Source organism: Streptomyces sp. ID05-39B, assembly GCF_033794725.1.
Taxonomy (GTDB): Bacteria; Actinomycetota; Actinomycetes; order Streptomycetales; family Streptomycetaceae; genus Streptomyces; species Streptomyces bobili.
The window spans coordinates 11,895-34,470 of the sequence record NZ_JARGEF010000067.1; the positions used below are offsets into that span (position 1 = coordinate 11,895).

Annotated in this window: 24 protein-coding genes; 11 read left to right on the top strand and 13 right to left on the bottom strand. The window is 72.3% G+C overall.

Translation table 11 applies throughout. The annotated features are described in order from the left end of the window. The first annotated feature begins 18 nt into the window (after positions 1-18). Positions 19-1,509 (top strand): MFS transporter, encoded by a 1,491-nt coding sequence (locus P1P75_RS17010; protein WP_319256091.1) that lies wholly within the window; start codon positions 19-21, stop codon positions 1,507-1,509. Positions 1,510-1,577: 68 nt separating this feature from the next. Continuing rightward, entirely contained in the window at positions 1,578-1,946 is a 369-nt protein-coding gene (locus tag P1P75_RS17015; protein ID WP_319256093.1) for a DUF6332 family protein, read from the top strand. Here the strand turns inward: P1P75_RS17015 and P1P75_RS17020 are convergent. The 3 genes from P1P75_RS17020 to P1P75_RS17030 form a co-directional block, all read right to left on the bottom strand. Next, positions 1,907-2,572 (bottom strand): response regulator transcription factor, encoded by a 666-nt coding sequence (locus P1P75_RS17020; protein WP_319256095.1) that lies wholly within the window; start codon positions 2,570-2,572, stop codon positions 1,907-1,909. The genes P1P75_RS17015 and P1P75_RS17020 overlap by 40 nt on opposite strands. A gap of 41 nt (positions 2,573-2,613) precedes the next feature. Then, on the bottom strand, positions 2,614-3,843 hold the full coding sequence (locus P1P75_RS17025) for a sensor histidine kinase (RefSeq protein WP_319256096.1): 1,230 nt from the start codon (positions 3,841-3,843) through the stop codon (positions 2,614-2,616). Positions 3,844-3,970: 127 nt separating this feature from the next. After that, positions 3,971-4,660, bottom strand: coding sequence for a TetR/AcrR family transcriptional regulator (locus P1P75_RS17030; protein WP_319256098.1), 690 nt, complete (start codon positions 4,658-4,660; stop codon positions 3,971-3,973). Between the two features lie 149 nt (positions 4,661-4,809). Between P1P75_RS17030 and P1P75_RS17035 the strand changes: the two genes are divergently transcribed. Then, positions 4,810-5,268 (top strand): nitroreductase family deazaflavin-dependent oxidoreductase, encoded by a 459-nt coding sequence (locus P1P75_RS17035; RefSeq protein WP_319256100.1) that lies wholly within the window; start codon positions 4,810-4,812, stop codon positions 5,266-5,268. A 150-nt stretch (positions 5,269-5,418) separates the two neighbouring features. Here the strand turns inward: P1P75_RS17035 and P1P75_RS17040 are convergent, their stop codons facing one another. Beyond that, entirely contained in the window at positions 5,419-6,717 is a 1,299-nt protein-coding gene (locus P1P75_RS17040; RefSeq protein ID WP_319256102.1) for a geranylgeranyl reductase family protein, read from the bottom strand. A 134-nt stretch (positions 6,718-6,851) separates the two neighbouring features. Here P1P75_RS17040 and P1P75_RS17045 point away from each other — a divergent pair, with 134 nt between their 5' ends. After that, a complete protein-coding gene (locus P1P75_RS17045; RefSeq protein ID WP_319256104.1) occupies positions 6,852-8,207 on the top strand; it encodes a dipeptidase in 1,356 nt (451 codons plus the stop codon). A gap of 260 nt (positions 8,208-8,467) precedes the next feature. On the opposite strand, the gene P1P75_RS17050 is transcribed toward P1P75_RS17045, so the two are convergent. From P1P75_RS17050 to P1P75_RS17060, 3 genes are all read right to left on the bottom strand, one after another. Further along, positions 8,468-9,511 (bottom strand): NUDIX domain-containing protein, encoded by a 1,044-nt coding sequence (locus P1P75_RS17050; protein ID WP_319256106.1) that lies wholly within the window; start codon positions 9,509-9,511, stop codon positions 8,468-8,470. A gap of 158 nt (positions 9,512-9,669) precedes the next feature. Continuing rightward, complete coding sequence (locus P1P75_RS17055; RefSeq protein ID WP_150469662.1) at positions 9,670-9,864, bottom strand: hypothetical protein; 195 nt, start codon at positions 9,862-9,864, stop codon at positions 9,670-9,672. A gap of 116 nt (positions 9,865-9,980) precedes the next feature. Further along, positions 9,981-10,934, bottom strand: a complete 954-nt coding sequence (locus tag P1P75_RS17060) for an ROK family protein (protein WP_319256109.1) — start codon at positions 10,932-10,934, stop codon at positions 9,981-9,983. Positions 10,935-11,135: 201 nt separating this feature from the next. On the opposite strand from P1P75_RS17060, the gene P1P75_RS17065 reads away from it, so the two are divergent. From P1P75_RS17065 to P1P75_RS17075, 3 genes are all read left to right on the top strand, one after another. Beyond that, a complete protein-coding gene (locus P1P75_RS17065) occupies positions 11,136-12,185 on the top strand; it encodes a LacI family DNA-binding transcriptional regulator (RefSeq protein ID WP_319256111.1) in 1,050 nt (349 codons plus the stop codon). 7 nt (positions 12,186-12,192) lie between these two features. Further along, positions 12,193-12,930: a hypothetical protein gene (locus tag P1P75_RS17070; RefSeq protein WP_319256113.1), complete on the top strand. Its 738-nt coding sequence runs from the start codon at positions 12,193-12,195 to the stop codon at positions 12,928-12,930. An 86-nt stretch (positions 12,931-13,016) separates the two neighbouring features. Then, the gene (locus tag P1P75_RS17075; protein ID WP_319256115.1) at positions 13,017-13,406 is read left to right on the top strand and encodes a VOC family protein; all 390 of its coding nucleotides are present in this window, start codon (positions 13,017-13,019) and stop codon (positions 13,404-13,406) included. A 69-nt stretch (positions 13,407-13,475) separates the two neighbouring features. On the opposite strand, the gene P1P75_RS17080 is transcribed toward P1P75_RS17075, so the two are convergent. After that, the gene (locus P1P75_RS17080) at positions 13,476-14,780 is read right to left on the bottom strand and encodes an aldolase/citrate lyase family protein (RefSeq protein WP_319256117.1); all 1,305 of its coding nucleotides are present in this window, start codon (positions 14,778-14,780) and stop codon (positions 13,476-13,478) included. Positions 14,781-14,983: 203 nt separating this feature from the next. On the opposite strand from P1P75_RS17080, the gene P1P75_RS17085 reads away from it, so the two are divergent. Continuing rightward, complete coding sequence (locus tag P1P75_RS17085; protein ID WP_319256119.1) at positions 14,984-15,910, top strand: endonuclease/exonuclease/phosphatase family protein; 927 nt, start codon at positions 14,984-14,986, stop codon at positions 15,908-15,910. 72 nt (positions 15,911-15,982) lie between these two features. Here the strand turns inward: P1P75_RS17085 and P1P75_RS17090 are convergent, their stop codons facing one another. The 4 genes from P1P75_RS17090 to P1P75_RS17105 all read right to left on the bottom strand — a co-directional run bounded on the left by P1P75_RS17090 (position 15,983) and on the right by P1P75_RS17105 (position 19,139). Continuing rightward, a complete protein-coding gene (locus P1P75_RS17090; RefSeq protein WP_319256122.1) occupies positions 15,983-16,945 on the bottom strand; it encodes an electron transfer flavoprotein subunit alpha/FixB family protein in 963 nt (320 codons plus the stop codon). A 50-nt stretch (positions 16,946-16,995) separates the two neighbouring features. Next, positions 16,996-17,784 carry an electron transfer flavoprotein subunit beta/FixA family protein gene (locus P1P75_RS17095; protein WP_086765777.1) on the bottom strand — a complete coding sequence of 263 codons (789 nt, stop codon included), beginning with the start codon at positions 17,782-17,784 and terminating at the stop codon, positions 16,996-16,998. A 218-nt stretch (positions 17,785-18,002) separates the two neighbouring features. Then, positions 18,003-18,512, bottom strand: a complete 510-nt coding sequence (locus P1P75_RS17100; protein ID WP_319256124.1) for a flavin reductase family protein — start codon at positions 18,510-18,512, stop codon at positions 18,003-18,005. Between the two features lie 213 nt (positions 18,513-18,725). Continuing rightward, entirely contained in the window at positions 18,726-19,139 is a 414-nt protein-coding gene (locus tag P1P75_RS17105) for a thioredoxin family protein (RefSeq protein WP_319256131.1), read from the bottom strand. A 74-nt stretch (positions 19,140-19,213) separates the two neighbouring features. On the opposite strand from P1P75_RS17105, the gene P1P75_RS17110 reads away from it, so the two are divergent. The 3 genes from P1P75_RS17110 (at position 19,214) to P1P75_RS17120 (ending at position 21,226) form a co-directional block, all read left to right on the top strand. After that, positions 19,214-19,627, top strand: a complete 414-nt coding sequence (locus P1P75_RS17110) for a DUF4395 domain-containing protein (protein WP_319256126.1) — start codon at positions 19,214-19,216, stop codon at positions 19,625-19,627. A gap of 192 nt (positions 19,628-19,819) precedes the next feature. Beyond that, complete coding sequence (locus P1P75_RS17115) at positions 19,820-20,548, top strand: 1-acyl-sn-glycerol-3-phosphate acyltransferase (protein ID WP_086765783.1); 729 nt, start codon at positions 19,820-19,822, stop codon at positions 20,546-20,548. 81 nt (positions 20,549-20,629) lie between these two features. Continuing rightward, positions 20,630-21,226 carry a hypothetical protein gene (locus P1P75_RS17120; protein WP_319256128.1) on the top strand — a complete coding sequence of 199 codons (597 nt, stop codon included), beginning with the start codon at positions 20,630-20,632 and terminating at the stop codon, positions 21,224-21,226. Positions 21,227-21,236: 10 nt separating this feature from the next. Here P1P75_RS17120 and P1P75_RS17125 read toward each other — a convergent pair whose 3' ends face one another. Next, positions 21,237-22,487 (bottom strand): hypothetical protein, encoded by a 1,251-nt coding sequence (locus P1P75_RS17125; protein WP_319256130.1) that lies wholly within the window; start codon positions 22,485-22,487, stop codon positions 21,237-21,239. Between the last annotated feature and the right edge of the window lie 89 nt (positions 22,488-22,576).

Sequence of the window (22,576 nt, forward strand, 5' to 3'; positions counted from 1 at the left end):
GCATGTAGTGTCTCCGGCATGACCTCTCCGCTCCCCTCCCCCGCGATCCCGTCCCCGGCGGTTCGCTGGACTCCCCGGCTGTGGGGCACGCTGCTGGTGCTCTGCGCCGCGATGTTCCTCGACGCCCTGGACGTGTCGATGGTCGGCGTCGCCCTGCCGTCCATCGCTTCCGACCTCGGCCTCACCACCTCGACCCTGCAATGGATCGTCAGCGGTTACATCCTCGGCTACGGGGGCCTGTTGCTCCTCGGCGGACGCACGGCCGACCTGCTCGGCCGACGCCAGGTCTTCCTCGTCGCCCTCGGTGTCTTCGCGCTCGCCTCGCTGCTCGGCGGCCTCGTCGACTCGGGTCCGCTGCTGATCGCCAGCCGGTTCATCAAGGGCCTGAGCGCGGCCTTCACCGCCCCGGCGGGCCTGTCGATCATCACCACGACGTTCCCGGAAGGCCCGCTGCGCAACCGCGCGCTCTCCATCTACACCACCTGCGCCGCGACCGGCTTCTCGATGGGTCTCGTCCTCTCCGGCCTCCTCACCGAGGCCAGTTGGCGCCTCACCATGCTGCTGCCCGCGCCGATAGCCCTGGTCGCCCTGGTGGTGGGCCTGAAGCTGCTGCCGCGCAGCGAGCGCGAACAGGGCCACAGCGGGTACGACATCCCCGGCGCCGTCCTTGGCACCGCATCCATGCTGCTGCTGGTCTTCACCGTCGTCCAGGCACCCGAGGCCGGCTGGACATCGGCCCGCACGCTGCTGTCCTTCCTGGCCGTCGCCGCCCTGCTGACCGTGTTCGTCCTGGTCGAACGACGCTCACCCGGCCCCCTGATCCGGCTCGGCGTGCTGCGCTCGGGCAGCCAGATCCGCGCCCAGCTCGGGGCGATGGCGTTCTTCGGCTCCTACGTGGGCTTCCAGTTCCTGGCCACGATGTACATGCAAAACCTGCTGGGCTGGTCGGCGCTGCACACCGCGCTCGCGTTCCTGCCGGCGGGCGCGCTGGTGGCGCTGTCCTCGACGAAGGTCGGCTCGGTCGTGGACCGGTTCGGCACCCCGCGGCTGATCGTGACGGGCTTCGCCTTCATGGTCGTCGGCTACGCGCTGTTCCTGCGCGTCGACCTCGACCCGGTGTACGCGGCGGTCATCCTGCCGAGCATGCTGCTGATCGGCGCGGCCTGTGCGCTGGTCTTCCCCTCGCTCAACATCCAGGCCACGAACGGCGTGGCCGACCACGAGCAGGGCATGGTCTCGGGTCTGCTCAACACCTCCGTCCAGGTCGGCGGCGCGATCTTCCTGGCCGTGGTCACGGCGGTGGTGACCGCGGGTGCCCCGGCCGACCCCACCCCGCAGGCCGTACTGGACAGTTACCGCCCCGGTCTGATGGTGGTGACGGGCGTCGCCGCCCTCGGCCTCCTGATCACCCTTCCCGGCCTGCGCACCCGCCGCACCCGCGGCTCGGTCCTGGTCGCCAGGTCCACTGTGGAGGAGGCGAGCGCGGAACGGGTTCCGGTCCGCGACTAGGGGGACGCCTCCCGAGGGTGCCCGGCGGGCCGTTGCCCGCCGGGCACCCTTTTGCGAGACTTCTGCGCATGACCGGCCAAGAGGGACGCCGCACCCAGGCGGAACGGGACGCGATCACCGTCGAGATCGGGTACGCGCTGCTCAGCGCGGCCTTCGCCGCGGCGGTGCTGTTCGGAGCGGTCGCCGGACCGGCGCTGCTGTTCGAACTCCCGGGCACCGTCGAGAGGGTGCTCCTGCGGGTGGGCCTCATCGTCATGCCCGTGGTGTTCCTGGTCCGGGTGGCGAGCGTGCTCTTCCGGTTCCCCGTGCGACGCCCGGCCGGCCCCCCGGTCACGAGGACCGGCCACACCCGTGCCACGGCCCACGGCACCGACGGCGAGACCGCACGCCCCGCTGGTCAGCCCAGCCAGCCGGGCCGCACCAGCCCCGACTCGTAGGCCAGGACCACCAGTTGGGCCCGGTCGCGGGCGCCCAGTTTCACCATGGTGCGGCTGACGTGGGTCTTCGCGGTGAGGGGGCTGACCACCAGACGGCGGGCGATGTCCTCGTTGGTCAGACCCATCCCGACGAGCGCCATCACCTCCCGTTCCCGCTCGGTGAGCCGGGCCAGCCGGGAGTCGGCCGCGGGCTCCCTGGAACGGGCGGCGAACTCCGCGATGAGCCGTCGCGTGACCCCGGGCGACAGCAGGGCGTCCCCGGCCACCACCGCCCGTACCGCGCGCAGGAGTTCCTCCGGTTCGGTGTCCTTGACCAGGAAGCCCGAGGCGCCGGAGCGGATCGCCTCGAAGACGTACTCGTCGAGCTCGAAGGTGGTGAGCATGACCACCTTCACGTGGTCGAGGGCGGGGTCGCCGGTGATCCGGCGGGTCGCGGCCAGCCCGTCGAGGCGCGGCATCCGGATGTCCATGAGGACGACGTCCGGCCGCAGTTCGCGCACGAGTCGCACCGCCTCCTCGCCGTCGGCGGCCTCCGCGGCCACCTCGATGTCCGGCTGGGCGTCGAGCAGCGCCCGGAACCCGGCGCGGACCAGTGACTGGTCGTCGGCCAGCAGTGCGCGGATCACCGGGACCTCCTCCGTGTCGGTGGGGGACGGCAGCGGGCGGCTCACCGCTGCGGCCCGGAGGCCGTCGGCAGAACGGCGAGCACGCGGAACCCGCCGTCGCCCCTCGGGCCCGCCTCGATCGTGCCACCCAGCGCCGCCGCCCGCTCCCGCATTCCGGCCAGGCCGTTGCCGCTGCCTCCCGCGTCCGTGCCGACCGCCGGCCCGTCGTCGTCGATCCTCAGCCGCAACGCCCCGCCCGCGTGATCGAGGTGCACGCGCGCGTGACGGGAACCCGAGTGCCGTACGACATTGGTCAAAGCCTCCTGGACGATGCGGAACGCGGCGAGGTCGGTGCCGGGCGCCAGCGGGGGCGGATTCCCCGTGACGTCGACGGTCAGCCCGGCCCGCGCCGCCTGCTCCACCAGTTCGGGCAGCCGGTCCAGGCCTGGTGCGGGAGCGCGCGGGGCGTCGCCGGGGGTGCGCAGGGTGTCGAGCACCTGGCGCACATCACCGAGGGCCTCCTTGCTGGCGGACTTGATCGTGGTGAGCGCGGTGCGCGCCTGTTCCCGATCGGAGTCGAGGAGCGCGAGGCCCACCCCCGCCTGCACGTTGATGACGGAGAGGCTGTGGGCGAGGACGTCGTGCAGCTCGCGGGCGATCCGCAGCCGCTCCTCGTCGGCGCGCCGCCGCGCGGCCTGCGCGCGCTCGGCCCGCTCCCGGGCCCACTGCTCGCGCCGGGTCCTGGCCAGCTCCGAGACGGCGACGATGACCACGACCCAGGTGGCGACGACGATCTCCTGGGCGAAGGAGGCGGGCCGGTCCCCGGACGGCGGCAGCCACCGGTACAGCCAGTGCGCGACCAGCAGATGTACGGCCCACAGCACACCCAGGGCCGTCCAGGCGGCCCGGCGGTGCCCCGCGACCACGGCGGCGAAGCAGGCCACCGCGACGGTCAGGAGGACCGGCCCGTACGGGTAGCCGGCGCCCAGGTAGACCGCGGTGGCGGCGGCCGTGCCGAACACGACGGGCACCGGATGCCGGTGGCGCCACAGCAGCAGGCCGGCGGCGACGGTCAGCAGCACGCGCGCGAAGGGGTCGAGCGCGGCGCGTTCGACCTGCTGCTCGTGGGCGGCGAAGTTCGAGCCGATGAGCACGAACGCCGTGAGCAGGACGGTGGACCGCCAGGGCCGGCGGCTGCCCGGTTCCTCGCCCTCGCGGTGTCCCGGCCACGGCGGCCCGTGCCGCCACCACCGCACCGGCCCGCCACGCTCGCGCACCCGCTGCTCGTCCATGCCAGCCACGCTAGACGCCTCCGGCCAGGACGGACGTCAGCCGGACGAGGTGATCACGCGTACTCCCCGTGAAGTACGACCGGACCTGCGGGGCGGCGGTGCCCCACCCCGGACGACCCCGTTTCCTCTACACGAGCCCCACTCCCCTGGCCAGGCCCGTCGCCGCATGACGGAAGAACGCCTCGCGGTCCTCGACCACGCGGTTGAACTGGCCGAACAGCTCGAAGCCGACCAGCCCGTACAGCTGGGCCCAGGCCGCGACCAGTGCCGTGGCGGTCTCCGGGGAGAGGTCGGGGGCGACGTCGGCCGTCAGCCGCTCGGCCTCGGCGCGCAGTTCGGCCGGGAGGGGCGGCGCGGCCGGCGGGTCCGCGCGGCCCGCGTCCCGTGCGATGCCGATCAGCAGGAGCCCGACGCGGGAGGCGGCGGGGACGGTCGTCCGGGGCGCGCTGTAGCCGGGCACCGGCGTGCCGTAGATCAGGGCGTACTCGTGCGGATGCGCCAGTGCCCAGCCGCGTACGGCCTCGCAGACCGCGACCCAGCGCCGGACCGGCTCGGCGTCCGCGACCGTGGAGTGCGCGGCCTCCGCGCTCTCGCCGAGGGAGTCGTAGGCGTCGATGATGAGCGCGGTGAGCAGGTCGTCGCGGCTCGGGAAGTAGCGGTACAACGCGGAGGAGACCATGCCCAGTTGGCGGGCGACACCCCGCAGGGACAGCTTGGCGGCCCCCTCGGCGGCGAGCTGCCGACGGGCCTCCTCCTTGATGGCGGCGGTGATTTCGATCCGGGCGCGGGCGCGGGCCCCTTGCGTGGTGCTGCTCATGGACCCAGTGTTCCACGAGACAGGAGCAGTGCACACAGTCGAGAGCGGCGAACCAAAACGAGAGCACCGCTCTTGCTTTGAAGCGTCAGTCCGTGCAGACTTCTTCCAGAGCGAGAGCAGTGCTCACACTTACCGTCCAGGAGGCATCCATGTCCGCCGCCCACGTCAAGAAGCCCGGCTGGTTCACCGTCAACGTGTTCAACCGGGCCGTGGCCTGGCTGACCCGCCGCGGGCTGAGTGTGTGGGGCTCCAGGGTCCTGGCGGTGCGCGGCCGCAAGAGCGGTCAGTGGCGGACCACGCCGGTGAACCTGCTGACGGTCGACGGCCGGCAGTACCTCGTGGCGCCGCGCGGCCACGTTCAGTGGACGCACAACATGCGTGCGGTGGGCGGCGGCGAACTGCGCCTCGGCAGAAAGGTCGACGAGTTCACCGCCGCCGAGGTCGGCGACGACGAGAAGGTGCCGCTGCTGCGCGCCTACCTCAAGCGCTGGAAGGCGGAGGTCGGCGTCTTCTTCAACGGCGTCGGCCCCGACTCCCCGGACGCGGACCTGCGCCGCATCGCCCCGGACCACCCGGTGTTCCGGATCACCGTCACCCGGAGCCGGTGACCGCCTCGTCCGACCCGCTCACTCGGGGGCCGGACCCGCCCGGGGCCGGACACGCCGGGAACCGGCCCCCGTCGGCCACGAACGGGCGGAGCCGAGCCGACCGGGCGGAGTCGGCCGGGCCAAGCGGAGTCGGCCGAGCCGGGCGGCGCCTCAGGAACCGGCCTCCTCGGCCCCGTCCTTGTCCGCTCCGGCAACCGTGCCCGCGCCCGTACCCGCATCCGTGCTCGCGGCCGCGGCCGCCTGCCGCCGGTCCACCGCGTTGAGGGCACGCTGGGCGAGCGGGTGCGAGCGCACGAGCTCGCCGAGGGTGGTCCGGCCGCGGGTGATGTCCGCGAACGCCCGCCAGGCCGGGCGCACACCGGTGAGAGCCGCGTGGAACAGGCCCGGACGCCGCTCGAAGAGGGCCAGCATCCGCTTGCCCACGCTCATCTCCACGCCGAGGCCCGCCTTGATCGCGAAGGCGTAGTTGAGGGCCTGCCGACGGGCGTCCACCGCGTCGTGCGCCTCCGCGACGCGGACCGCCCACTCGCCGGCGAGCCGGCCGGAGCGCAGCGCGAAGGAGATCCCCTCGCGGGTCCACGGCTCCAACAGGCCCGCCGCGTCCCCGCACACCAGCACCCGCCCGCGCGAGAGCGGCGAGTCGTCGGCGCGGCAGCGGGTCAGGTGGCCGGAGGAGATGCTCGGTTCGAAGCCGGCGAGGCCCAGCCGGCCGATGAAGTCCTCCAGGTACCGCTTGGTGGCGGCGCCCTCGCCGCGCGCGGAGATCACCCCGACCGTCAGCGTGTCCCCCTTGGGAAACACCCAGCCGTAGCTGCCGGGCATCGGCCCCCAGTCGATGAGGACCCGGCCCTTCCAGTCCTCGGCGACCGTCTCGGGCACCGGGATCTCCGCCTCCAGGCCGAGATCGACCTGGTCGAGCTTCACGCCGACGTGCGCCCCTATGCGGCTCGCGCTGCCGTCGGCGCCGATGACCGCCCGCGCCAGCACGGCCTCGCCGCCCTGGAGGACGACCGCGACCGTGCGCCGGTCGGGCACGGCCGAGCCGTGCTGCTCGACCCGCGTGACCGTGGCGCCGGTGCGCAGTTCGGCGCCGGCCTTCTGGGCGTGCTCGACGAGCTGCTGGTCGAACTCGGGCCGGTTGATCAGCCCGAACAGCATCTGCCGGGAGCGGCGGGTGCGGGTGAAACGTCCGTTGTTGGAGAACGTCACCGCGTGTACCCGGTCCTGGAAGGGCAGCTCGAAGCCCGGTGGGAGGGCGTCACGGGAGGGACCGATGATGCCGCCGCCGCACGTTTTGTAGCGGGGCAGCTCCGCCTTCTCCAGCAACAGGACGCGCCGCCCCGCGACCGCCGCCGCATAGGCGGCCGAAGCCCCCGCGGGTCCCGCGCCCACCACGACGACGTCCCACACCTGCTGCACGTCGTCCGCCGAAGAGTTCTCGCTGCTCACGATGGTCTACTGCTCCCGATCAAGCCGCCTGCCGCACCTGTCCCCCGCATCCTACGACCGAGATCGCCACGGTCGGCTGTGGGAGGATCGGCAACACCCATCAGTACAACGTCGCACCCACAAGGAGCGTGCCCATGTCGTCGAATCCGGTCGCCGAGACCGTCGCCTCACTGATGCCCAGGGCGAAGGCGGAGCTCACCGAACTGGTGGCGTTCAGGTCGGTGGCGGACTTCGACCAGTTCCCGCGCACCGAGAGCGAGGCCGCGGCGAACTGGATAGTCGCCGTCCTGCGCACCGAGGGCTTCGAGGACGTGGCCCTCCTCGACACCCCGGACGGCACGCAGTCGGTGTACGGCTTCCTGCCGGGGCCCGAGGGCGCGAAAACGGTTCTGCTGTACGCGCACTACGACGTACAGCCGCCGCTGGACGAGGCCGGCTGGGTCACGCCGCCCTTCGAGCTGACCGAGCGCGACGGCCGCTGGTTCGGGCGGGGCACCGCCGACTGCAAGGGCGGCTTCATCATGCACCTGCTGGCCCTGCGCGCCCTCAAGGCGAACGGCGGGGTGCCGGTCCATGTGAAGGTGATCGTGGAGGGCTCGGAGGAGCAGGGCACCGGCGGCCTGGAGCGGTACGCCGAGGAGCACCCGGAACTGCTCGCCGCCGACACCATCGTGATCGGCGACGCGGGCAACTTCCGGGTCGGTCTGCCCACCGTCACCTCCACACTGCGCGGCATGACCATGATGCGGGTGCGGATCGACACCCTGGCGGGCAATCTGCACTCCGGCCAGTTCGGCGGCGCCGCCCCCGACGCGCTGGGCGCGCTGATCCGCGTACTGGACTCGCTGCGCGCGCAGGACGGCTCGACCACGGTGGACGGCCTGACCGACGCCCCGGCGTGGGAGGGGCTCCAGTACGAGGAGGAGCAGTTCCGCAAGGACGCCAAGGTCCTCGACGGCGTCGCACTGATCGGTTCCGGCACGGTCGCCGACCGGATCTGGGCCCGTCCAGCGGTCACCGTCCTCGGCATCGACTGCCCGCCGGTCGTCGGCGCGACTCCGTCGGTGCAGTCGAGTGCCCGTGCGCTGATCAGCCTGCGGGTGCCGCCGGGCGCGGACGCCGCCGAGGCGACGAAGCTGCTCGAAGCGCACCTGGAGGCGCACACGCCGTGGGGGGCGCGGGTGCAGACCGAGCAGATCGGTCAGGGCCAGCCGTTCAGCGCCGACACCACGAGCCCGGCGTACGCGGCGATGGCCGAGGCGATGGCGGTGGCCTACCCCGGCCAGGAGATGCAGTACGCCGGCCAGGGCGGCTCCATCCCGCTGTGCAACGCCCTCGCGGCGCTCTACCCGCGCGCGGAGATCCTCCTGATCGGTCTGAGCGAGCCGGAGGCCCAGATCCACGCGGTCAACGAGAGCGTCTCCCCGGAGGAACTGGAGCGGCTCTCGGTGGCGGAGGCCCTGTTCCTGCGCACGTACGCGGCGAGCTGAGCCGCGCGCGCTGCTCTCGACAGAGGGGCCTCGCCCGGCGCGCGGGGCCCGGGTCGGTGATGCCGGGCCTTCAACCCGGACCGGCACCTGACCGTCACCGCGCTCCACCGGCTCGCCGCGCTCGACGCGGACGTGGCCTGCTTCGGCCACGGTGACCCGCTGACCCGGCGGGCGTCCGCCGCGCTGCGCGCAGCGGCTGACAGCCATCGACCCACGCCCTGAGGACGGGGATCATGCCCCGGTCCCCGCGTCCGACCGCTTCAGCCGAGGGGAACCCCGGCCTCCAGGTAGAGCGCGGCGCCCCGCTCACGCGCCCGCAGCGCCCAGCGCAGTCGCTCGTAGCGGACCGGGGGCAGCAGGTCGGCGGCCTCCTCCTCGGTGACGAAGCGCCAGCCGCGCAGTTCGGGGCCGGGCAGGAGCAGGCCCTCGACCGCCGCGGAGTCGAGCCGGCCACCGTCGAAGAGCAGGCGCAGCCCGCCGTATCCGGGAGGCATCGGCCGCTCCCAGTCGACGACGAGCAGCCGGGGTACGTCGTCCAGCCGGACGCCGGTCTCCTCCTCGACCTCGCGCATGCCCGCGCGCGCGGGCGCCTCGCCCCGCTCCACGACCCCGCCGGGGAACTCCCAGCCGGGCTTGTAGGTCGGGTCGACGAGCAGGACGCGGTCCCGCTCGTCGAAGAGCAGCACCCCGGCGGCCAGTGTCTCGGCGGTCGGCTCGGGGGTCTGCACGATGTCGCAGGCGCCCACCGACCCACTGCCGACGGCCTCGGCGATGCGGACGGCGGTCTGGTACGGGGTGAGGTCGCTGGAGTCGACCGGGTGGGCGTCCGCGGTGAGCCAGCCGGCGAGGGCGGCGCGGTACGGCTCGATGTGGTCGTACGACCACTGCCGCACCCTTATCTCGGCGTCGGGGAGGTCGGGCGGGAGTTCCCGCTCGGCTATTCGCTCGCGCAGGATCGTTTCCGCCGGGGCCAGCAGCACATGCCGGACGGCGATCCGGCGGGCGGCGAGGCCACCGAAGATCTCGTCGCGGTACTCCTGGCGCAGCAGGGTCATGGGGACGACCAGGGTGCCGCCCAGCTCCCCGAGGAGCGCCGCCGCGGTGTCGATCACGAGCCGGCGCCAGATCGGCAGGTCCTGGAAGTCGCCGACCTCGGCGAGTCGTTTGGGCGGCAGCAGCTGCGGGAGCGCCGCCCCGACGACTTCGGGGTCGAAGAGCGTGCTGTTCGGGATCAGGTCGATCAGTTCCCGTGCGGTGGTCGTCTTTCCCGCACCGAACGCGCCGTTGATCCAGACGACGGTCACGTTTCCCCCTCTGCTGCCGGCCCCTGTGGCTTGCCCGATCCACCCTGCCACGGAAACCGCCTCCCGTTGAGGGCGCGTGAACGCCGCGGCGCCGGCCCCCGGGAGGTGGGGACCGGCGCCGCGGCCGGGTGCGCAAGCCGTCGGTCGGACGGAATCCGTCAGTCGTTCTGGCCCAGGGCGTTCTCGTCGACCGCGAGGCTCTCGCTGGCGATCGTGTGGTCGAGGGTGCTGAGGGTGTCCCCCACGTTCAGTCCGTCGAGGTCCTCACCGCCGAGGCCGTGCGAGGGGGTGATCGCCGCGACGACGAACCCGGTGGCGAGGGAGGCGATGGCGAGCATGCTGCGCTTCTTCATGCCCTGATCAACTGCGCAGCCCGCGTGAGGTCACGCACCGACCGCGACACGCCGCGGAGCTGGCGGGACGCCCCGGTGAGGGAACGTTTTTCCAGTCCGGCCGTCCGGGGCTCCGCTCAGACCCCGGCCGCCGTCATCTCCGGCCCGCTCGCCAGCGCCGCGGCGGCCGCCCCCACCAGGCCGGCGTCGGTGCTCATCTGCGCGGGCACCACGGCCAGGTTCCGCACGAAGGACAGGGTGGCGTAGTCGGCGAGGGACCGCCGCAGGGGCGTGAACAGGACGTCGCCCGCCTTGCCGACACCGCCGCCGATCACCGCGATGTCGATCTCGACGAGGGTCGCGGTGGCGGCGATACCGGCGGCCAGTGCCTGCGCGGCCCGCTCGAAGGAGGCCACGGCGACGGAGTGACCCGCACGGGCCGCGGCGGCCACGGCGGCGGCGGAAGTGTCGCCGTCCGGGCCGGGCAGCCAGCCGTTCTCCAGGGCGCGCCGGGCGATGTTCGGCCCACTGGCGATGCGTTCCACGCACCCGCGCGCCCCGCACGGGCACGGGTCGCCGTCGAGATCGACGCTGATGTGGCCGATGTGCCCGGCGTTGCCGGTCGGGCCCGGGTGCAGCCGGCCGCCGAGGACCAGACCGCCACCTACCCCGGTGGACACCACCATGCACAGCGCGTTGTCATGGCCGCGGGCGGCGCCCTGCCAGTGCTCGGCGGCGGTGATCGCCACACCGTCGCCGATCAGCTCGACGGGGAGGCTCCCGGTGGCCGCCCGTACTCGCTCGACCAGCGGATAGTTCCGCCAGCCGGGCACGTTGACGGGGCTCACCGTGCCGGCGGAGGCGTCCACCGGGCCGGCGCTGCCGATGCCGAGGGCGCGGGCACGTCCCCACAGCGGCGAGGCCGTCAGGTCCCCGAGCACCTCCTCGACGGCCCGCATCACGGTGTCGCCGTCCTGCTGGGCGGGCGTGGGCCGCTGGGCGCGGACCAGGATCGCGCCGTCGCCGTCCACCAGCGCGCCGGCGATCTTGGTGCCGCCGATGTCCAGTGCGGCCACGAGGTCGGTGTGCATCAGTCTCGGTTCTCCCCGTCAACCATCGAGAAAAGGGCTGGCCGGTCCAGCGGTGGGGACGTGGGCCGGGATTGCGGTCGACAGTCTCTCCCGCATCTGACAACGTTGTCCAGGCCCTATGCTCGACGGCACATCCTCACCCGCCTCCATGGACGCGAGCACCGCCGGCGTCACCATGGACCACAGGACAGGACCCGCACCGTGCCCGAGACGCCCCGCCGCGCAGTCGGCATCTCCGCGAACCGCTACGGCAATCGTCCCACCATGAAGGACGTGGCGGCACGCGCCGGGGTCGGACTGAAGACCGTCTCCCGCGTGGTGAACGGCGAGCCGGGGGTCACGCCGGAGACGGAGCGGCGCGTCCAGGAGGCCATCGACGCGCTCGGCTTCCGCCGCAACGACAGCGCGCGCGTCCTGCGCAAGGGCCGCACCGCCACCGTCGGCCTGGTCCTCGAAGACCTCGCCGACCCGTTCTACGGCCCCCTCAGCCGGGCCGTGGAGGAGGTGGCGCGGGCGCACGGCGCGCTGCTCATCAACGGCTCCAGCGCCGAGGACCCCGACCGGGAACAGGAGCTGGCACTGGCGTTGTGCGCGCGCCGGGTGGACGGCCTCGTCGTCATCCCGGCCGGTGACGACCACCGCTATCTGGAACCGGAGATCAAGGCGGGCGTGGCGACGGTGTTCGTGGACCGGCCGGCCGGGCGGATCGACGCCGACTGTGTGCTGTCGGACAACTTCGGCGGGGCCCGGGAGGGCGTCGCCCACCTCGTGGCGCACGGGCACCGCAGGATCGGCTTCATCGGGGACATGCCGCGCATCCACACCGCGGCCGAGCGGCTGCGGGGCTACCGGGCGGCGATGGAGGACGCGGGGACAGCCGTCGAGGACGCCTGGACGTCCCTGGGCGCCACCGATCCCTGGCGGGTCCGCCGGGCCGCCGAGCAGATGCTGTCCGGGCCGTCGCCGGTCACCGCCGTCTTCTCCGGCAACAACCGGGTGACGGTCACCGTGATCCGGGTGCTCGCCGAGCAGAGCCGCGGTGTCGCCCTCGTGGCCTTCGACGACCTGGAGCTGGCCGACCTCCTCCAGCCGGGCGTCACGGTGGTCGCGCAGGACGCCGCCGCCATCGGCCGTACCGCCGCGGACCGGCTGTTCCGGCAGCTGGACGGCACGCAGATCGCGCCCGAGCGCATCGAACTGCCCACCCGGCTCATCACGCGCGGCTCGGGCGAGCTGCCCCCGGCGGACTGAGTCCGGCGTGGAGGAGTCCGCGGAGGACCGCACGCTGGAGGCGCTGGGGCTGGCCGACGCCCCGCGCGACCACCCGCTGATGTACCCCGGCGTCCGGCCGGCGGAGTCCGGACTGCTCGACGGGGACCGGCTGTTGCCGCTGGACCGCCTGACGTTCCCGGACCGGACACCCCTGCTGGCCGTCGGCTCCAACGCCTGCCCCGGTCAACTGCGGCACAAGATGGCCGAGTTCGGTCTCACCTCGCCGGTCCCCATGGTCCGGGCCCGGGTCACGGGCATCGACGTGGGGGTGTCGGCGCATGTGAGCATCCTGGGCTACGTGTCCGCGTCCCCCGTCCACGCACCCGGTGTCACACGGGAGTTGTTCGTCATCTGGCTGGACTCCGAGCAGCTCGCCGTCGTCGACGCGACCGAGCCGAACTTCGACCGGGTCCGGCTGCCCGAACCGTCGGTACGCGTCGAACTGGACGACGGCGGGACCCTGTCCGGGGTGTTCGCGTACGTCAACCGTCACGGGGTCCTGCACAACGGGGACCAAGTGCCGCGCAGCCATCCGGGACAGCACGCCCTGATCAGCGAACTCCTCGCCGCTTCCACCGAGTTGAGGCGGATGTTCGGCGTGACGCCGGAGGAGTTCTGCGTTCGCGCCAGGGCCGACGCGCGTCTCTGCGAGCGCGGTACACAGCTGTTCGCGAAGGAGGGGATGGTGACACGTTCCGGACTGGAGCACCTCCGCATCCGTTAGGATCATCACACGGCATCGCGTGTCGGTCACCGACTGGGTGAGGCATGGAGGTGCCCGTGAGTTTGCCTTACGGAGGCATTCCACACATGTCTGTAGAGCTGAACCACACGATCGTCCACTCCCGTGACAACCGTGAGTCCGCCGAGTTCCTCGCCCACGTCCTGGGACTCGAAGTCGGAGCCGAGTGGGGCCCGTTCATCCCGGTCGGAACCAGCAACGGCGTCACCCTCGACTTCGCCACCATCCCGGCGGAGTCCATCACCATCCAGCACTACGCGTTCCTCGTCTCCGACGAGGAGTTCGACGCGGCCTTCGCGCGGATCAGGGAAGCCGGGATCACGTACTTCGCCGATCCGCACGGGAAGCAGCCGGGTGAGATCAACCACCATCACGGCGGCCGGGGCCTGTACTTCATGGATCCCGCGGGGCACGGGATGGAGATCATCACCACTCCGTACACCTTTCCCGAGCAGTAGCCGGGACTGAACACCCGACGGCCGGCCGGAGCGGCCCACGCTCCGGCCGGCCCTCCCGCTTTCCGGCGGCTACTGCCCGGAGGCCGTCAGGCCGCCCCGGCGGGGGGCCGCGAAGCCCTCCAGAGCGGCCCGCGTGAGCCCGGTCGCGTCGTTCACCTCGGCCGCGTCGAGGGCGCCGCAGTCCAAGCCGCGCAGCAGGTAGCCGCCGAGGGCCTTGGCGGTCGCCGGCTCGTCCATCACGTCGCCGCCGGCCCGGTCGGCGTACCGGGAGAGCCGCTCCGCGGCCTGCGCGAACCCCTCGCGGTAGAAGGCGAAGACCGCCGCGTAACGGGTCGGGACGTGGCCGGGGTGCATGTCCCAGCCCTGGTAGTAGGCGCGGGCGAGGGCACGGCGGGTGAGGCCGTAGTGCAGGCGCCACGCGTCGTGGACCTGGCCGGTGGGGCCGACCGGCAGCACGTTCGTGGAGCCGTCGCAGACGCGTACGCCGGTGCCGGCGGCGGCGACCTGCATGACGGCCTTGGCATGGTCGGCGACCGGATGGTCACTGGCCTGGTGGGCGGCGGAGACACCGAGGCAGGCGCTGTAGTCGAAGGTGCCGTAGTGCAGACCGGTGGCGCGGCCCTCGGCGGCCTGGATCATGCGGGCGACGGTGGCGGTGCCGTCGGCGGCGAGGATGGCCTGGCTGGTCTCGATCTGGATCTCGAAGCCGAGCCGGCCGGGGGTGAGTCCGCGCGTCTTCTCGAAGGCCTCCAGGAGCCGGACCATCGCGGTGACCTGCTCCGGGTAGGTCACCTTCGGCAGGGTGAGCACCAGTCCGCCGGGCAGGCCGCCGGCCTCCATCAGGCCGGTGAGGAAGATGTCCAGGGTGCGGATGCCCCGGTCGCGGACGGCGGCCTCCATGCACTTCATGCGGATGCCCATGTAGGGGGCGGCCGTGCCGTCGGCGTACGCCTCGGCGATCAGCCGGGCGGCACGGGCGGCCGCCTCGTCCTCCTCTGCGTCCGGGCGGGGGCCGTAGCCGTCCTCGAAGTCGACGCGCAGGTCCTCCACCGGCTCGCGTTCCAGCTTGGCGCGCACGCGCGTGTACACGGGCTCGGCGAGTTCGCCGGACAGGCCGAGGACGGCGGCGAACGACGCGGCGTCGGGGGCGTGTTCGTCGAGCGCGGCGAGGGCCCGGTCGCCCCAGGAACGCAGGGTGCCGGCGGCGAAGGCGTCCGCGGGGACGTAGACGGTGTGGACGGGCTGGCGGGTGCCGGGGTCGCCCGGGTAGCGGCGTTCGAGTTCGGCGTCGACCGGGGCGAGGGAGGCGCTGATCTCCTCGCTGACGGCACCCGCGAGGCTCGTCGACACCGTCTCCTGCTGACCCTGACCCATTCCCACACCCTTCTGTTTTCCGCTGTACGGAATCAACAATCCGTTGAATGAAGCTAACCGTGGGGCTTCTCACGGGTCAACACCCTGTCCACGCCCTGGGCCCGCCCGTCCCCTCCCTCCCTCGGCCCACTTCCGCCGCTGGGCCCCCTTCCGTTCGCGCGTTCGTACACTCACCCTGGCGTACGAGGGTGAAAGGGGGCCACTTGGCGGACAGCACACGACTCACGCGGCGCGCGGGACTGAGGACCGTGGCGGCGGCCGCCGTCGGGGTTCCGCTGATCGGCACGCTCCGGGCCTCTTCGGCGGTCCGGGTCTCCTCGGCCGAAGACGAGTCGATCAGGGAGGCCACCGCCGTGCCGGACCTGGACGTCATGACCTACAACCTCCGGTTCCCCAGCACGAGGGAACCCCACAGCTGGGCGGCCCGCCGTCCGGTGATGCGCGCCCTGCTGCGCGCGGCGGCACCCCACGTCATCGGCACCCAGGAGGGCGAACCGCCCCAGCTGCGCGACATCCAGGCCGATCTGGGACCCCACTACGACTGGATCGGCACCGGACGCGGCGGCGGCGACGAGGAGTCGATGGCCGTCTTCTACGACACCCGGCGGCTCACCCCGGTCGAGCACGCCCACTTCTGGCTCTCCGACACCCCGGCCGTGCGCGGCTCCAACACGTGGGGCGGGGCCCATCCCCGCATGGTCACCTGGGTCCGGTTCCGCGATCTCAAGGCGGCCGGACGGCAGTTCTGCCTCGTCAACACCCACCTCGACCACGCCGGCCGGTACGCCCGTGAACGCGCCGCCGCGCTGATCGTCGAGCGGATCGCCGCGTTCGATCCCGGTCTGCCTCTGCTGGTGACCGGCGATTTCAACGCCGCGCACCGCAGCGCGATCCACGACACCCTGCTCGGCGGCGGCCTCGTCGACACCTGGGACACGGCGGAGCGGCGCGGCCCGGCGTACGGGACGTTCCACGCGTACCGGGGTCCGCAGCCGGGCGGGGACCGCATCGACTGGATCCTGGCGACGCCGGGGATCACGGTCCGCAGGACGTGGATGGACACCTTCTCGCTGGACGGCCGGTACCCCAGCGACCATCTGCCGGTGTGCGCCTCGGTGAGCCTGGGATGAGGGGCACCGAAACAGGCCGAGGCCCCCGTGACCGGCTCGGTCACGGAGGCCTCGTACAGCGGCGGTCGGGGATCAGCCCTTGCGGGTGTTGATCTCCTCGGTGAGCTGCGGGACGACGTCGAAGAGGTCGCCGACGACGCCGTAGTCGACGAGGTCGAAGATCGGGGCCTCGGCGTCCTTGTTGACGGCCACGATCGTCTTCGAGGTCTGCATGCCGGCGCGGTGCTGGATGGCGCCGGAGATGCCGTTGGCGATGTAGAGCTGCGGCGAGACGGACTTGCCGGTCTGGCCGACCTGGTTGGTGTGCGGGTACCAGCCGGCGTCCACCGCGGCACGCGAGGCGCCGACGGCCGCGCCGAGCGAGTCGGCGAGGGCCTCGATGATCGCGAAGTTCTCCGCGCCGTTGACGCCACGGCCGCCGGAGACGACGATCGCGGCCTCGGTCAGCTCCGGGCGCCCGGTCGACTCGCGCGGGGTGCGGCCGGTGACCTTGGTGCCGGTCGCCTGGGCGGAGAAGGTCACCGCGAGGGCCTCGACCGCACCGGCGGCCGGAGCTGCCTCGACGGCGGCGCTGTTCGGCTTCACCGTGATGACCGGGGTGCCCTTGACGACACGGGAGGTGGTGGTGAAGGACGCGGCGAACACCGACTGGGTGGCCACCGGGCCCTCGTCGCCGGCCTCGATGTCGACGGCGTCGGTGATGATGCCGGAGCCGGTGCGCAGCGCGAGGCGGGCGGCGATCTCCTTGCCCTCCGCGGAGGAGGACACCAGCACCGCGGCCGGGGAGACGGCCTCGACGGCGGCCTGGAGGGCGTCCACCTTCGGTACGACGAGGTAGTCGGCGTACTCGGAGGCGTCGTGCGTGAGGACCTTGACCGCACCGTGCTCGGCGAGGACGGCGGCGGTGTCGGCGGCGCCGCTGCCCAGGGCCACGGCGACGGGCTCACCGATACGGCGGGCCAGGGTCAGCAGCTCCAGGGTGGGCTTGCGGACGGCACCGTCCACGTGGTCGACGTAGACGAGAACTTCAGCCATGGGATTGCTCTCCTGCGAAACGAAGTTGAGGGGCGGTCGGCGAAGGGCCTTTAGATGAACTTCTGGCCCGCGAGGAACTCGGCGAGCTGCTTGCCGCCCTCGCCCTCGTCCTTGACGATCGTGCCGGCGGTGCGGGCCGGACGCGCGGTCGCGGACTCGACCTTCGTCCAGGCGCCGTCCAGGCCGACCTCCTCCGCCTCGATGTCGAGGTCGGACAGGTCCCAGGACTGAACCGGCTTCTTCTTGGCGGCCATGATGCCCTTGAAGGACGGGTAACGCGCCTCGCCCGACTGGTCGGTGACCGACACGACGGCCGGCAGGGAGGCCTCCAGCTGCTCGGAGGCGGCGTCGCCGTCACGGCGGCCCTTGACGGTGCCGTCCTCGACGGAGACCTCGGAGAGCAGGGTGACCTGCGGGACGCCCAGGCGCTCGGCGACCAGGGCCGGAACCACACCGGCGGTGCCGTCGGTGGAGGCCATGCCGGAGATGACCAGGTCGTAGCCGGCCTTCTCGATCGCCTTGGCCAGCACCAGCGAGGTGCCGATGGCGTCGGTGCCGTGCAGGTCGTCGTCCTCGACGTGGATCGCCTTGTCGGCGCCCATGGACAGGGCCTTGCGCAGCGCGTCCTTGGCGTCCTCGGGGCCCACCGTCAGGACGGTGATCTCCACGTCGTCGTCGGAGTTCTCGGAGATCTGCAGCGCCTGCTCGACCGCGTACTCGTCGAGCTCGGAGAGCAGACCGTCCACGTCGTCCCGGTCGACGGTCAGGTCATCGGCGAAGTGCCGGTCGCCAGTGGCGTCGGGCACGTACTTCACAGTGACAACGATCCTCAAGCTCACGCCGGCTCTCCTACTGCATCGTCAGTTCTGGCTGCCTTCTTTCAGGCAGCATAGGCGCCACAAGCGGCCGATCCCGATCGGGACGGCCTGCGCTCCCGAACGAAATATTACTCGTCAGTACACCCAGTTCCTGCCCGCTAAGCAAGCGCTTTGAACTGTGACCTCCGCAACGCAGCGTAACCGGAACGCGCGGGCCCCGCAGGAGCGCCGGACAGTGATCAATCCCGCAGGGCGGTGAAACGCCCCTGGTGGTAGAGCAGCGGGCGGCCGGCGCCCGTGGGGTCGCCCAGGACCACCTCGGCCAGCACGATCCGGTGGTCCCCCGCGGGCACGCGCGCGACGACCCGGCACACCAGCCAGGCCAGCACGTCGTCCAGTACAGGAACGCCCTCGGGGCCCGCACGCCAGGACGTCGGCGCACCGAACCGGTCGGCGCCGCTGCGCGCGAAGGTCGCGGCCAGCTCCCGCTGATGGTCGCCGAGTATGTGCACGCCGACATGGCCGGCCACGGAGACCGCAGGCCAGCTGGAGGCGCCGGTGCCGATCCCGAAGGACAGCATCGGCGGCTCGGCGGAGACGGAGGTCAGGGAGGTGGCGGTGAAACCGGCCGGCCCGCCGTCGCCGGGCGCCGTGATCACGGCCACGCCGGCCGCGTGGCGGCGGAAGACCGAGCGCAGCAGGTCGGGAGAGGCGAGCTGAGGGGCACCGATGCCGGGCGTGGCCGTCATGAAGTCGTCCTGGTCCTTCTGCCGGGGGTGAGAAGCGGATGCGCGGCTGCTCAACGGCCCGGACAGCGCGCGCTCGCGGTACGGACGAGGTCGACGTGCGCCTGTCCGTGGAGAAGGAGTTCCTCAGGCATACGGTCAGGCTGACGATAGGTGGCGCGTGCAGTCAAGCGCGTTCCGGCATCCGGGAGCCGGCTCACCGTCTGCGCCACGGAGTCACACCGCCTCGCCCAGGGCCGCGATCACATCGGCCTTGCGGGGCTGTCCGCTGGCCCGGCGCACGACGTGGCCGTCGGCGTCCAGGACCAGCACGGTCGGGGTCTTGAGGACGGCGAGTTCCCGGACGAGGTCGAGGCGCGCCTCCGCGTCGATCTCGATGTGGGTGACGCCGGGAACCAGGTCCGCCACCTCGCCGAGTATCCGGCGGGTCGCCCGGCAGGGCGCGCAGAAGGCACTGGAGAACTGCACGAGCGTCGCCCGCTCGCCCAGTTCACCGCCCAGCCGTTCGGCCCCGAGCCGCTGTCCGTCGTCGCGCCCGCGCACGCGCACCCTCCCGCTCCGTCGTCGGTGCACCACTCCGTAAGCGCTCGCCACCGCGAGCACCGCCACGCACACCATGAGTCCGTTCATCATCCGCACAAGCATTCACGGGACTGCAAAGATTCCCGCCCCCCCTGGCGTCCGAGATGCGGAATGCTTGATTCATGGACATTGATGCGAGAGGGCCGCGATTCGGGGCTGCCGTCACGACCGTCGTACTGGCGGTCGTACTGATCACCCAGAACCCCTGGCTGCTGGCCTGGCAGACGCTGGCGTTCGCGCTCGGCGCGGCCGGCGGGGTCGGCCGCTCGCCCTACGGCTGGGCGTTCCGGGTGGCCGTCCGGCCGAGGCTCGGGCCGCCCACCGCGTTCGAGGCGCCGCAGCCGCCACGGTTCGCCCAGGCGGTGGGGCTGGCCTTCGCGGGTGTGGGTCTGCTCGGTTTCGCCCTGGGCGCAAGCTGGTTGGGGCTGGCGGCGACCGGGGCGGCGCTCGCGGCGGCGTTCCTCAATGCCGCTTTCGGATACTGCCTGGGCTGCGAGATGTACCTGCTCGTACGGCGGGTGACGGTACGAGCGTAGTAAAGGCGAGCTAAAGCCCCAGGTGGATCAAGGGAGCGGACGTGACGAGAATCTCGCGGCTGACGGGCGCGAAGACTGGCTACCCGGCCGTTCTTCGGGCACGATCTGCGAGATGCCGTAAACCTACGGCTGCGTAACTTTGCCGCCGGGGAGCCGCTCCCGGGCAGAGATCAGGAAGGGTTCGCCTCGCCCATGGCAGAGCTTGTCTACCGCCCCGTCGTCGGCCTCGCCCAGACACTGTTCAAGGTGTGGGACCTCAAGATCGACTGCCAGGGGTCGGAGAACATCCCGCGCTCGGGCGGAGCCGTACTGGTGAGCAACCACATCAGCTACCTCGACTTCATCTTCAACGGCCTCGCGGCGCTCCCGCAGAAACGTCTCGTTCGCTTCATGGCGAAGGAGTCCGTCTTCCGCCACAAGGTCTCCGGCCCGCTGATGCGCGGCATGAAGCACATTCCGGTGGACCGCAAGCAGGGCGAGGCCGCCTACGCCCACGCGCTGGACTCGCTGCGTTCCGGTGAAATCGTCGGCGTCTTCCCCGAGGCCACCATCTCGGAGTCGTTCACGCTGAAGACCTTCAAGTCCGGCGCCGCGCGCCTGGCCCAGGAGGCGGGCGTGCCGCTGGTACCGATGGCGGTGTGGGGGACACAGCGGCTGTGGACCAAGGGCCACCCTCGCAACTTCAAGCGCAGCCACACCCCGATCACCATGCGGGTCGGCGAGGCGCTCGAAGCCTCCCGCGACAAGTACGCGGGCGCGATCACCCGTCAGGTGCGCGAGCGGGTCCAGGAACTGCTGGAGGCCGCCCAGCGCGCCTACCCGGTCCGTCCCAAGGACGCGAACGACACCTGGTGGATGCCGGCCCATCTCGGCGGTACGGCGCCGACGCCCGAGCAGGTGCGCGCGGCCGAGGCCCGCTGACCTCCGCCCCCGCCCCCGGGGGCCGGCGCGGCAGCCGATAGGGTCCCGGCCAGGAACCGGAAGCCCGGAGCCCGTGGCCCGGTGCGGCCGCCCGCCGGGCTTCGTCTGGTCAGCGCCGGGATCAGTCAGTTCGCCCCATGGCGTCAGCCCGCCTCCTACGAAGTGGCCGTCGCCTTCACCAACTTCGCCTCGAACCACGTGGGTTGCGGGGCGCAGCCGCTCAAGGCGCCGAAGGGGGCCGGCCCGGCCGATCCCGCCGAGAAGAAGCCGAAGACGATTCCACTCGACGCCGCCCGTGACACGCCGTGCGGCTGGCTGGCCGACGCGGGGCTGCCGGATCCGACGCGCTGGGAGCTCGATGGCCGGCTCAACGACGAGGCGCTGACCGGCCGTTGCGACCTGATCACCGCGGACGACCTCACCGATGGCCGCCCCAGGAGGATGCGCTTCATCGCCTGGTTCGGTGACTGGAGCACCCGCCTCGTGACCGATGACGATCTCTACAGCCCTGATTTGACGGCCAGTGCCCGCTGCGGCGGTGAAGCCGCCCACTTCGCGCTCGACGCCTCCGAGGACATCCCGGACGTCGACGCGGCGAAGCAGCGGGCGCTGCTGGACGCGTTCGCCCGGGTTCAGGCGGAACGGCGGGGCTGCACGGACCTGAAAGCCGCCGGCTGACGCCCGGAGGTCACCTGGTCATCCAGAGCGCCCGTACGTAGCTGTTGTCGATGACCTGCCGCAGGGCGGAGGCGCGCGCCACTGGTATCCGCCGGGCCGCCGCCCAGGCGTCCAGCACGTTGTTCAGCTGGTGCCGGGCATCCATGAGATTCCTGTCCGCCCGCCCCGAGGGCTTACGCGCGGCGATGGAAGTCATCGGCGGCCGGCTGTTCAACTGCCGCTGCTGCGCGAGGTAGACGCCGGGGGTGTAACGGCGCACGGCCGCGTCGTAGGCGGTGAGGTCGGGGATGGTGCCGTCGCGGGCGTACAGGGACCGGTACGCCATCAGGGCGCCTATGCGATCCGTCATGTTCTCGATGTCATGGTCGACCCAGTACGTCCGGGGCGCATCGTAGCCAGCGCTGCTCTTGCTCGGCTTCGGATGATAGCCGGAGTCGGTGCCCTGTCCGTCGAGCCGTTCCAGACAGTAGGCGAACCAGGCGCGCTCGGCGGCGTAGAGGATCGCGAACGCCTGGGGATTCTTGGCGAGTTCGGGGAGCAGGTCCTCGGGGTCGGCTGCGGCTCGGCCGTGGGAGAAGTCGACGTGGGGCTCACCGGGGGCGAGGAATCGGCCGTATTTCGTCCAGCCCTCGCCGTCCGGACGGGCCGACTCGGCGGGGACGGCGGGCCTGTCGGCGCCGTCGATTTCGCCCCCGAAGACGCGCAGGTGCTGGTCGACGACGTACTCGGCGAGCATGCGGGCAACGCCGGGTGCCATGCCGTCGGGTACTTCGGCGAGGTCGTTCAGGACGGCGACCACCCCGAAGGCCGCGCGGGCCTGCGCGAGGGTGTGCGGTGTGTCCGGGCCGGTGGCGCGGGTGGCCGCGTACACGACCGCGCCGAGTGCCTGCCCGCCGTCTGAGCAGGGATGTTCGTGCGCGAGGAGCCGGCGCACCGCGTCGAGGCGGTTCAGGTCGTCACCCGGGTCGAGGGCGCGGGTCGCGGCCGCGGGGTTCTCGGCGAGGGCGCGGGTGGTGGCGGGGACCTCCTGGCAGGGCGGGCCGTCGTCCTGGCCGGCGAGCGCCAGGGGCACGGCGACGCCGGTGGCGACCAGGGCGAGGGCTACGGCGGAGGTGAGCAGCCGGTGTCTCTTCAGCCGGCCGAGGAGTGTGGGTGGTGCGGGGTCCGCCGACTGCCCGGTCTCCTGCCGCAGTTCGCCGTTCCGGTCCGCAGCGTCGCTCCCGTCCGCCTCGGCCTCTCGGGCCTCTCCCCCATTGCGCATGCCGGGGAGGTTAGCGACTGCGACCGGCCGGGTGTGCGGCGGGGTGTCAGAGCGTGGTGGGAAGCGCCTTCCAGAGGTGGGGGCGGTCG